The 10,255-nt window shown below is 61.1% G+C and carries 9 protein-coding genes; 3 read left to right on the forward strand and 6 right to left on the reverse strand.

Translation table 11 applies throughout. The annotated features are described in order from the left end of the window. Positions 1-308: 308 nt before the first annotated feature. Positions 309-2,315: a pilus assembly protein TadG-related protein gene (locus NJC40_RS03065; protein WP_253141619.1), complete on the forward strand. Its 2,007-nt coding sequence runs from the start codon at positions 309-311 to the stop codon at positions 2,313-2,315. Here the strand turns inward: NJC40_RS03065 and NJC40_RS03070 are convergent. Continuing rightward, entirely contained in the window at positions 2,312-5,080 is a 2,769-nt protein-coding gene (locus NJC40_RS03070) for a PAS domain-containing sensor histidine kinase (protein WP_253141616.1), read from the reverse strand. The genes NJC40_RS03065 and NJC40_RS03070 overlap by 4 nt on opposite strands. Continuing rightward, positions 5,070-5,522, reverse strand: coding sequence for a TadE/TadG family type IV pilus assembly protein (locus tag NJC40_RS03075; protein ID WP_045483886.1), 453 nt, complete (start codon positions 5,520-5,522; stop codon positions 5,070-5,072). The genes NJC40_RS03070 and NJC40_RS03075 overlap by 11 nt, the downstream gene beginning before the upstream one ends. Positions 5,523-5,595: 73 nt before the next feature. Between NJC40_RS03075 and NJC40_RS03080 the strand changes: the two genes are divergently transcribed. After that, the gene (locus NJC40_RS03080) at positions 5,596-6,066 is read left to right on the forward strand and encodes a prepilin peptidase (RefSeq protein ID WP_253141613.1); all 471 of its coding nucleotides are present in this window, start codon (positions 5,596-5,598) and stop codon (positions 6,064-6,066) included. 153 nt (positions 6,067-6,219) lie between these two features. Further along, complete coding sequence (locus NJC40_RS03085) at positions 6,220-6,981, forward strand: response regulator transcription factor (RefSeq protein ID WP_253141656.1); 762 nt, start codon at positions 6,220-6,222, stop codon at positions 6,979-6,981. A 436-nt stretch (positions 6,982-7,417) separates the two neighbouring features. On the opposite strand, the gene NJC40_RS03090 is transcribed toward NJC40_RS03085, so the two are convergent. Genes NJC40_RS03090 through NJC40_RS03105 form a run of 4 tightly spaced genes read right to left on the reverse strand, consistent with a single transcriptional unit; the run spans position 7,418 to position 10,241 of the window. Next, positions 7,418-7,687, reverse strand: coding sequence for a DUF3613 domain-containing protein (locus NJC40_RS03090; protein ID WP_253141610.1), 270 nt, complete (start codon positions 7,685-7,687; stop codon positions 7,418-7,420). Beyond that, positions 7,684-8,439 carry a tetratricopeptide repeat protein gene (locus NJC40_RS03095; protein ID WP_253141608.1) on the reverse strand — a complete coding sequence of 252 codons (756 nt, stop codon included), beginning with the start codon at positions 8,437-8,439 and terminating at the stop codon, positions 7,684-7,686. The genes NJC40_RS03090 and NJC40_RS03095 overlap by 4 nt, the downstream gene beginning before the upstream one ends. A 25-nt stretch (positions 8,440-8,464) precedes the next feature. Then, positions 8,465-9,355 (reverse strand): type II secretion system F family protein, encoded by an 891-nt coding sequence (locus NJC40_RS03100; protein ID WP_253141606.1) that lies wholly within the window; start codon positions 9,353-9,355, stop codon positions 8,465-8,467. 1 nt (position 9,356) lies between these two features. Beyond that, a complete protein-coding gene (locus NJC40_RS03105) occupies positions 9,357-10,241 on the reverse strand; it encodes a type II secretion system F family protein (RefSeq protein ID WP_253141604.1) in 885 nt (294 codons plus the stop codon). Positions 10,242-10,255 lie beyond the last annotated feature (14 nt).

Below are 10,255 nucleotides of genomic sequence, written 5' to 3' on the forward strand. Positions count from 1 at the left end.
GCACATTTGCTGCGAATGTACCGCAGCAGTCGCCAACCGGCCGGCTCCTCCCACCGGGCCGAGTGGGCCTTGACTGATCGGCACTCGCCAGCTGAACACTCGCCAGATAAGCCGCATCGCCCAATACCTCGACTGTTCCACGCCAGCCTTGATCGCCGCACCAAGCAGCAGCCGAAACCGGTTTATAGCGGTTGGCAAAAAAATAGTAAACCACCCATCTGCCTGGCTGGCCTGATGCCAGCGCTGTTGCCGGGGCTTTACTACACTGCCATCCACACAGGTGAGTGAACCAAGGAAAGGAGTGCCGGATGTCTCCCCTGAATCATTGCTTTGCAATGCCTCACAGGCAGCGGGGTGCCATCGGCCTGGTCGCGGCGCTGACCCTCGGCCTGGCCTTGCTGTTCACCGTGACGGTGCTCGACAGCGGCCGGCTGTATCTGGAAAAACGTTCCTTGCAGCGCATTGCCGATATGGCAGCGCTGGAAGCGGCGAGCCGCAAGGGCAATTGCAGCAGTGCCGCGACCGCCTCGCTGTATGCCACCCAGAGCGCGACACGCAACGGTTTCATCCCTGACACCGATGGCCGTACCCTCAACACCCTGTGCGGAACCCTGAGCGTGAATGCCGCAGACGGCCGCCGCGCGTTCGTGGCCAACGCCGCCAGCACCGACGCCATTCGCGTGGTCGCCAGCCACGGTGTCCCCCGCAGCATCGCCGCCGGAGTTGCCGCCCTGTTCAGCAGCGGGCCGCAATCGGCCAATGTGCAGTTGAGTGCGACAGCGGTGGCGGCAGCAACCCCGCCACTGGCGCAGCTTTCAATCCGCAACGTTCTGGCAACCGCCAGCCTGCCAATTCTCAATAGCATCGCTAAAACCAATATCGATCTGCTCGGCTGGCAGGGGCTGGCAAATATCAATCTCAACCTGCTCAGCTATCTGGACCGTTTGAAAACCGATCTGAACCTGACGGCGGTCGGCTACACCCAGGTGCTGTCCGCCAACGCCACGGTCAGCCAGTTGATACAGACCGCCATTAACGTTCTGCAAACGAACGGTACGCTCAGCACCTCGGCAACCATCCTCAATCTGCAGGCGTTGAAAGCCGCAGCGGGCAGCACTACCGTGGTGCTTGGTGACCTGATCAAGGTTCAGGGCGGAACGGACCTTGCCGGCCTGAACTCGACAGTCAATGTGTTCGACCTGATCTCCAGCCTCACTCAGATGGCCAACAAAAAAAATGGCATCACGGCTAACAGCCAGATCAATGTGCTGGGCATCGGGCAAATCACCACACAATTGAAAGTCATCGAGCCGCCACAGCTCTCCGCGATCGGTGATCCGCGCAAGGTCAACCCGGCCCTTGCCGTCGCCGATGATCCGAACCGTATCTACGTGCGTACCGCACAAACCCGCATGCTGGTGTCGGTGAACCTGCCCTTGCTGGATATTCTCAACAAGCCACCGGTCAATGCTGTCACCAAACTGGTCGGTAACCTGACCTCGGTACTCAACAACGCCCTGACCCTGAATATTGCCGGGGTGGTGGGGGATGTGACTTGCCTGCTGGGCGCCAAGTGCCTGGTCACTGACCCCTGGATTCTACCCTCCAGCAGTTCAAGTCTACTCGGCCCCAGGATAGACCTGAGCCTCAGCCTGGCTGGCGGTGAAGCCTACGTCACCGGTTACACCTGCAACAGCAATACCGACAAGTCGCTGAGCGTACGCACCAACGCTTCGCTGCTCAATGCCCGCCTGGGCCTGATCGACAGCGCTGCGGCCTTTCCGGCCAGTACCGATCCTGCCGCAGTCATTGCCCAGCCTTTGCCCATCGTTGATATCGGCACACAAACCTGCACCCAACTCCTGAATCTGCTGGGCAGTTGCACAGCCAGGGTACCTTTTGCCGGGGGCGGCATCGGCATGAGTTTCAATACGCTGAACAATGCGCTGCTGACCAGCCCTGCCAGCGTCAATACCACCATCAACATGCCTGCAGAAATCGGCCAGCCGCCTACCCGCCTGCCCGCTGCGGCTTATGTCAAATCCAGCACGCTGCTCGATGGCGTGGTTTCAGGTGTGAATATCAATGTCTACAAGCCCCTTAACGGCAACGCTCTGGGCAGTCTCATCAGCGGCACCGGGACATTGCTCAACACCCTGCTTGGGCTGGTCGATCAGCAGGTGGAGTTGCTGCTCAAACCACTGCTGACGTCAGTTCTCGATCCATTGCTCGACACCCTCGGGCTGACACTCAATCCCACCGACGTCGGTGCCAACCTGAGCTGCAACTTCGGTCAGGCCACGCTGGTGATCTAATCCCCGTTGAACACCGGCAAGGTGATCTTGAACCTTGCCCCATCATTGGCATTGCTGACACTCAAGCGCCCCTTCATCTGTTCGATGATGCCGTAGCTCACCGACAATCCCAGCCCGGTGCCGACGCCCACCGGCTTGGTGGTGAAGAACGGCTCGAAGATCTTTTCCAGCAGCCGCGGGTCGATGCCGCCGCCGTTGTCCTGAACCGTGACGATGACCTTGTCGTCAACCTGCTGCATGTCGAGGCTGATCGCCGGTTGCAGGTCAGGGTTCTGCTCCTTGCGCGAGAGCATGGCGTCACGGGCGTTGACCATCAGGTTGATCAGCACCTGCTCCAGCTGGTCGGCATGCCCGCGCACCTGCACCGGCGCGCCGCGCTCGCCGGCTTCGATGTGCACGCCCTTGCCTTTCATGCTTTCACTGAGCATCGCCAGCGTGCCTTCCAGGGCGTCGTAGGGGTCGAACAGTTGCTCTTCAACCTCGGAACGGCGGCCGAACACGCGCATATGGTCGACCACCCGCGCGGCGCGTTGCACCTGGCTGTCGATGCGGTTGAGCTTGTCAGTGATGTAGTCGACATCCACATTGCCGCGCTCCAGGCGCTTGAGCACGTTGACCACCGCCATGCGCATGACGTTGAGCGGCTGGTTGATCTCGTGAGCGAGACCGGTGGCCATCTCGCCCAACGTAGCCATTTTGGCGCTCTGGTTGAGCTGCATGCGCGAACGCCGCACGTCAGTGTTGTCACGGCCCACGGCCTGGATTTCCACCAGCGTGCCGGACTCGTCGAACACACCGCGATCGGCCCATACCCACCAGGCATGTTCACGACCGGGCAGTTCCAGACAGATTTCGGCCGTGCTCATCGGCGCTTCGGGGGTCAGCAGCGCGATGCGCCGCACAAAGGCTTCACGCTGGTCCTCCGAAAACCAGTCACCGAGATTGATCCCCGGCAGTTCTGCCGGGTCGCACTCCAGATAAGTTGCCAGCGGCCGGTTACCGAAACTCAGGACCAGCTGCGGGCTGTAGCGACAGATCATCGCCGGCGAGTCCTCGACCAGAATCCGGTAACGCTCTTCGCTTTCACGCACCCGCTCGGCGGCCAGCGTGGCTTCGGTGACATCCAGCCAAAGACCGACCGCCTCCACCGGCATGCCGAGGTCGTCGCGTAGCAAACGTGCCTCATCCAGCAACCAGTGATAGTCACCATTCTTGCCGCGCAGGCGATAGCGACGGCTGACGAAACCTTCGCGCAGCAACTGGCGGTTACGCTCGAACCAGATGTCGTGGTCCTCAGGATGGATATAGCCTGCCAGTTGCCCGTCGACACACTCGGCCAGGGTCCAGCCCAGCAGCGGGGTCAGGCTGTCACTGAAGAAACTCGGTTCCAGATTGCCCTGGTCATAGCGCTGCACATAGATCACCGCCGGCGAACTGGCAATCAGGTTGTCGAGCCGCGCATGGGCCGCCGCCGCTTCGGTCTCCTGGTTCTTGATATCGCTGACATCAAGCATGAAGCCCAGCACGCGCTGCACCTGACCGCTGATCAAGGCCTGGCCCTGAATGCGCAGCCAGACAGTTTCCTGCCCAGGGTCGGCATGGGCCAGGCGCACACACAACAACATCGGCGTGCCCTTGTCGCGCAGTTGCAGCAGGCGGCTGGACAACTCTTGCCGGTCAGCAGGGTGAATCAGCGCCAGCCAGTCCTGACGCGCCAGACGCTCGACCCGGTCGCTCAGGCGCAGGCTGCGTGCCAGTTGCGGCGCCAGCAGAATCTCATCACTGCCAGGCAACAGTTCCCACCAGCCGGTGCCGAGCAAATCCTGAAGCACTGCCAAGCGTTCGACGTGATGGCGGTTATGTTGCTCGGAAAGGCGGAACAGGACCGGGCCGGCCAGTGCTGAACACAAGTTCAACCATTCTCGCTCGCCCAGATCCGGTGCCTGCCGACGCGGCTCATAAAAGCCGAACATCAACCAGGCCTTGGCCACGCCGTCGCGGCTATGGGGCAGTAGAAAACCATCAGCATTGCCGAACATGCTCTGCAATGGCGACAGCTCGGTATGCCCGCCAAAATGCAGCTCGTGGGCGATGTTGGCATCCAGCAGGTCAAATTCGTTACCCAGCCGTTGGCCGACTTGCCATAGTTCAGGCGCGGTATGGGCGCTGTACTGGCTGTAGACCCGCCAGCCAATACCACTGGCTTCGGGCAAGGCCAGAGCGACGCAGGGAATGCGCCACATCTGCGCCAATTCTTCGAGCTGTTCGGCAACCACGCTCGGCAGCCGCTCGACAATACAGCCGCGAATCTTCTCGGCCATCTGCCCGGCCAGGCGCAAACATTGCTGGCGGGTACGCGCAGCGCTGGCCTCTTCCATCAGATCGCTGATATCGGTCAGTTGCAGCAGCCAGCCCTTGCCATGGTGCTGCACCCAGCCGCGCGCGTGCAGGGTGTGACCATCGTTGCTGCGAAAATCCAGGTCCAGCATGTGCCCGACCCAGTCCCCCGGCACGCCTTCGACCACCAGCGCGCTGTTGGGCAACAGCAGAATCATCAACCGCTGGTTGAGCACGGTATGCGCGCTCAGGCCCAGACGACTGAGCAGGTGCGCACTGATGCTGTGAATCTGCCCCTCGTCATTGAGCAGCAGGTACAGATCCGCGCCGATCGCGTCAGGCTCGACGACCAGCGGAGTTGAAGGCTCGCGGGCGGGCGCCTCGGAGCGCCCCAGCCAACGGCTCAAACGACTTTTTTCATGGGACAAGTTGAATGCTCGCTTGGGCAGACAGTTGGGCGGGCAAGCGCGGCACCTCGCCAATGATCGGCAGGGTCAGCGACGGCAGGACGCGCGCCAGTTTGGTTTTCGGATAGTTGATGCTGACCGTCAGCGCCGTACCGTTGAAGGTCACGCTGTAGTCGGAGGGGCCAAAATTCAGCGCGCTGGGCATCCAGGCCAGCTGGCTCTGCAACACGCTCTCGGCCTGGCTGCGCACCAGGGTGCTGTAGTTGGCAACTCCAGGGCTCAGCGCCACGCTGCGACGCACCGCCTCGCTGGCAGCAGCATTGAACGACTGGACCATCAGCAACGGCAGGCTATAACTCACCACACCATAGAAAATGGCGAAAAAAATCACGAACACCGCCGCGAACTCGATCGCGGCAGCGCCCTTCTGGCGATGCAGGCCTGATGGACCGCTGGCTGGCATGACGGCGTCTACCCTGACAGTACTACTCCACAGAGCATAGGATCTTTCCGAAATACAGGATGTTTTTTACTCAATGAAATTACTTTTCCTACTCATATGGTTCGCCCTATGTGCCGAACAGGATGCCCGGCGCAGACAAATCACCAATACCCTGACACTGGGTGCTGGTGCCGCTGCACTGGGGTGGTTGCTGTACAGCGGTCAGACCTGGCTGGGCGCCGAACCCGCCGAGGGAGGCCGGGCCCTGCTACTGGCGCTGGCCATGACCCTGCCCGGCTACGCGCTGGGACGCCTGGGTGGCGGCGACGTAAAGCTGCTGGCGGCTCTGGCGCTGGCCAGTGACAGCCTGTATCTGCTGGGCACATTCATCGGCGCAGCGGTGGCGGTGGTCGTGTGGCTAGGCGTCCGACGAGCGGTATTCAGAGCTCTCGGTGATGGCCTGGCTGCACGCTATAGCCCGATGAATCCTGACTCCGGGGAAAAGTTTCCGTTCTCACCGTTCCTGTTTATGGGACTGTTGCTGGTGGCCTTTTGCATCCGCTAGTCAGAATCAGGTTTTAGTCCTATGTACATAGTCAGGAAGTGCGTCTAGGTTAAACATACACCCGGACTCAAACCCTGCACCCGTGGCAGGATCAATGTGCAAGGAATTCGGGAATCGCCAGGCAGGGAGTAGCGCGTGAACAAGTATTCGGCAATGAAGATTCTGGTGGTCGACGATCAGCCGCTGATCGTTGAAGAGTTGGCCGAGTTTCTCGATGGTTGTGGCTATGTCTGTGTGCAGTGCAGCAGCGCCCTGGAGGCCGTTGAGCGGTTCCGCGATGACCCAAGTATCGGCATTGTCCTTTGCGATCTGGAAATGCCCGGTATGAACGGCATTGAACTGGTCGAGACGATGAAGCAGATCGGCGGCAAGAAGCACCTGTTCGAAGCCATCATGCTGACCGGGCGCGCCGAAAAAAGGGACGTTATCAACGCCCTGCGCGCCGGGATTTCCGATTACTACCAGAAACCGGTAGACCTCGACGAGTTGCTCGAAGGCGTACAACGCCAGGAATTCGCCCTGCAGGAACGGCAAAACAGCCTGCAGAAGCTTGGCCTGCTCAATGAAAAGCTGCAATTTCTGGCCGCCTCTATCGACGATCTTTACCACGACCTGGACAACGCTCGCCCGCCGCTGGTGCCGCAACTGTCGGCTAACGATCAGAGCAACAATAATGTTGTCGATGTGCCTGACCTGTTCTCTGCCCTCTCACCTCGCCAGCTGGATGTGGCGCGGTTGGTTGGCAAGGGGCAGACCAACTACCAGATTGCCTGTGAGCTGGGGATTACCGAGAACACCGTCAAGCTCTATGTCTCTCAGGTACTGCGCCTGACCCATATGCACAATCGCACCCAACTGGCGCTGGCCCTGTCGCCGGGCGCTGGTATGGCTCGCAGCCGGGTCACCGAGCACTGAGCTGTGGCTTGACACATCTGCCCCATCAGCTCGTGGCAGCTTTGGCTGCGAACTTTTCGTGGCTAAAGCCAACACTGTTCTGTCAGTTACCCAGATCTCGGTGGGGGACTCTATGGCCTTGGGCAAGTTTCAGGTTTTGTCTATGGCGGTTGCACAACAGCAGATTGATCCTGCCGGCCTCTTCGCCAGCAAGCTGGCTCCCACCGAGTCGGCGTTGTGCCTATCACTTGAGCCTGACGTGAACCTGGTGGGAGCTAGCTTGCTAGCGAAGACTGCGGCACATTCGCAGCAGATGCCGTGACTTTACCGGCCTCTTCGCGAGCAACCGGAACGCCGGCCGACTGCTCCCACCGGGGGCATACAGTACCTGATTGAACAGTAGTGCGGCTGAAGCCACTACTGTTTCAATTGAATCGGTGGCGTCCAACAATCGCCATCAACGACTGCCCCCTGCCACCTTGCCGCCCTGCTCCTGGTCGAAAAACTCCGGAATCTTGTGGTTGTTGCTGTCCAGCCAGCGCTGCAGGCTTTGTTCGCGCTCGGTGGGGGTGGCGGTTTGCGGGATTTTCGAGGCGGCATTGCCCTTGACCTGCAGCTGCAACCAGGTTTCGGTCTGTTGCTGGGCCTGCGATGCCGGCCCAGGCTCGATGGCCCAGGCCATGCTGTGCAGACCGAATAACACAGCGATACCGATCAGCGCTTTCATGGTTGGCTCCTGACATTGGCAGTGTGGGTTGTGTCCATACCGGCGGTCATGGCTGGCGCCGGGGCCGGTGCAAGCGCCTGCGGCCGTTGGGCGGGCGCCGCAAGCTGGGTCGCGCGCTGTTGCGCGGCGCTGACCTGACGCGGCGTCAGCCCGGCGCGGGTGGTCAACTCGGCGGCCTGCTGCCACTGGTCCTGGTAAATCAGCAGGGTCACCAGGTTCTGCGCCGGCAGGTTGTCCGAGGGTTTGAGTTCCAGCGCAGTCATGAACTGAAAGCGCGCCTGTTCCAGTTTGAGCTGGTTCAGGTAGGCGATCCCCAGGTCGTTGCGGACTTTCTCGTCGGTGGGCGCCAGTTTCGCGGCGCGTTGCAGGTGCTGCTGGGCCTGTACGTAGTCACCCCGGGTGGCGGCGATCTGGCCCAGGCCATGCTCGCCTTCGGCGGCGCGGCAGGTGCCCAGCAGGCTGCGGTACAGCGGCTCGGCTTCAGCGCTGCCCAACTGGCGTAACACCCGCGCCTTGCGCAGGCGCACCTCGCCCAGCTCAGCGGGCAGGTCTTCGAGGTTGGCCAGGCTGGCATGCAGACGCCCTTCATCGGCCATGCCTTGCGCCAGATTGATGGCCAACTCCTGATCGGAACTCAATTTGCCGCACTGGCCCTGGCTGCTGCCATTCAAGCCCTGAACCCAGGGCGCATGACCCTCACTGGCACAACCGCTCAACATCAAAAGCCCACATACCGCGATCACTGCTTTCATCGCCCGCTTTCCTTGTACGACGCATTCATTTGCTGCCCAGTGCCTGGCTGATGGCAGTAAACCCTGGACCGGCCAGCACGATCAGCAAAGCCGGGAACAAAAACACCATCATCACCACCGACATCTTCGCCGACAGTTTGGAGATGTACTCCTGCAAGCGCGTCAGGCGCCGATCGTCGATCAGTTGCTTGAGTGCCAACAGCGAGCGCAAGGCACCACCGCCCTGATGGATCAACTGGTTGAGGATCACACAGGTGTCACTGAATTCGTCCACCGCCAGCAGGCTGGAGGTCTTGCGCAGTTCGTCACCCAGCTCCAGCCCGGAATCGACGCGCACCAGAATCACGCGGATTTCCTCGGACAACACCGGCAGCAGTTCCTTGCCTTCGTTGCTCAGCACGCGCAGCGCCTGCTCCACCGCCATGCCTGACTCAAACAGGATGCGCAGCAGCGGAATGAAGGTCGACACCTCGATCACGATTTGCTTTTGCCGATGCTGAGCGACCGCCGCCAATACCCGCTTGGGTAATAGATAACCAATGCCCAGTGCAAACAACGGCGCGATCAGCGGATTGGCCGCGTCCGCGAAAAACAGCACCTGCACGAACAACGTGAGGCTGACCAGGCCCATAGGCACGCCAATCTGACACGCGGCATACAACGAGCGCTTACTCGCGCGTCGCCAGCCGATACGGTTGAGCAGAACCTGAGTCTCGCTGTCCATGCTCACCGCTTTGCGTCCCAGCGGGGTGTCGCCCAGCAGCCGCAGCCAACTGCCGATGCGGCTCTCGCGAATCGTCTGGCCTTGCAGGCGCATGGCTACCTGGCGCTCATTGCGGCGCACCAATGCCATGTGCGACACCAGCAGCCCAAAGGCGGCGAGGAACATCAAGACACTGAGCAGCAGCAAGCCCATCTCAAATGCTCCTCAACATGCGCCACAGCAACAGGCAGCCAGTCACTTGCATGGCGAACGCGACCAACAGCATCTTCTGCCCGCTGTTGTCGTTCCACATATGCAGCAAGTACTCCGGGCTGGAGAGCATGAAATAGCCGGCCAGCGAAATGGGCAACGACCCCAGCACCACGGCGGTCAGGCGCGTTTCGCCGGTCATTGCCTTGAGCTGGCGGGACATCTGCTCGCGCTCGCGGATCAGCTTGATCAGGTTTTCCATCAGTTCACTGGCATTGCCGCCATAGCGGTGGTTGACCCGCAGGCCGAGGGCGAACAGGTGCAGTTCGTCGCGCTCATAGAGTTCGGCAAAGTCATGGGCGGCATCGGGCAGGCTGACACCCAGTTGGACGTTGCGCTCGATCCTTGCCATGCCATCGCGCAGCGGCTGGTCGGCCGCCTCGATGCCATGCAGCACGGCATCGGCCAAGGTGCGTCCGGACTTGAGGCTGCGCACGGTATGGTCGAGCATCTGCGGCAGTTGCTCGATCATCCGCAGCACCCGTTTGCGATAGCGCCATGACACGTACATGCGCAAGGTGAAGGGCACACCGAGCAGGCCTGCAAGCAGGCCAAGCCAGTCAGCCAACAGGTAACCAAAGACAATGGCCAGCCCCCAGACCGCCAGCACCAGCTTCATGCGCTCGGCCGGCCGGCCCATGCCGGCACGCAGAAACGCCCGCTCCAGACGCTGCATACCGGGCTTTTCCGGTTTTGCCACGACCCGCCCCTGGTTCAGGCGCTGCAAAACCCGCTCATTGGCCCCGCGGTTCAGCGCGGTGTAGAACAGATAACCGGCGGCGGCCAAGAGCACAATCGCCAGCAAGACCAGCACCAGGGTCGCTTTCATGGCCGTGTCTCCTT

It is taken from the genome of Pseudomonas sp. 21LCFQ02, from assembly GCF_024129895.2.
Classification (GTDB): Bacteria; Pseudomonadota; Gammaproteobacteria; order Pseudomonadales; family Pseudomonadaceae; genus Aquipseudomonas.

Excerpts from the sequence above, each read along its gene's own strand:
- NJC40_RS03065 (WP_253141619.1), top strand. The coding sequence starts at position 309 with ATGTCTCCCCTGAATCATTGCTTTGCAATGCCTCACAGGCAGCGGGGT.
- NJC40_RS03075 (WP_045483886.1), bottom strand. The coding sequence starts at position 5,522 with ATGCCAGCCAGCGGTCCATCAGGCCTGCATCGCCAGAAGGGCGCTGCC.
- NJC40_RS03080 (WP_253141613.1), top strand. The coding sequence starts at position 5,596 with ATGAAATTACTTTTCCTACTCATATGGTTCGCCCTATGTGCCGAACAG.
- NJC40_RS03085 (WP_253141656.1), top strand. The coding sequence starts at position 6,220 with ATGAAGATTCTGGTGGTCGACGATCAGCCGCTGATCGTTGAAGAGTTG.
- NJC40_RS03090 (WP_253141610.1), bottom strand. The coding sequence starts at position 7,687 with ATGAAAGCGCTGATCGGTATCGCTGTGTTATTCGGTCTGCACAGCATG.
- NJC40_RS03095 (WP_253141608.1), bottom strand. The coding sequence starts at position 8,439 with ATGAAAGCAGTGATCGCGGTATGTGGGCTTTTGATGTTGAGCGGTTGT.
- NJC40_RS03100 (WP_253141606.1), bottom strand. The coding sequence starts at position 9,355 with ATGGGCTTGCTGCTGCTCAGTGTCTTGATGTTCCTCGCCGCCTTTGGG.
- NJC40_RS03105 (WP_253141604.1), bottom strand. The coding sequence starts at position 10,241 with ATGAAAGCGACCCTGGTGCTGGTCTTGCTGGCGATTGTGCTCTTGGCC.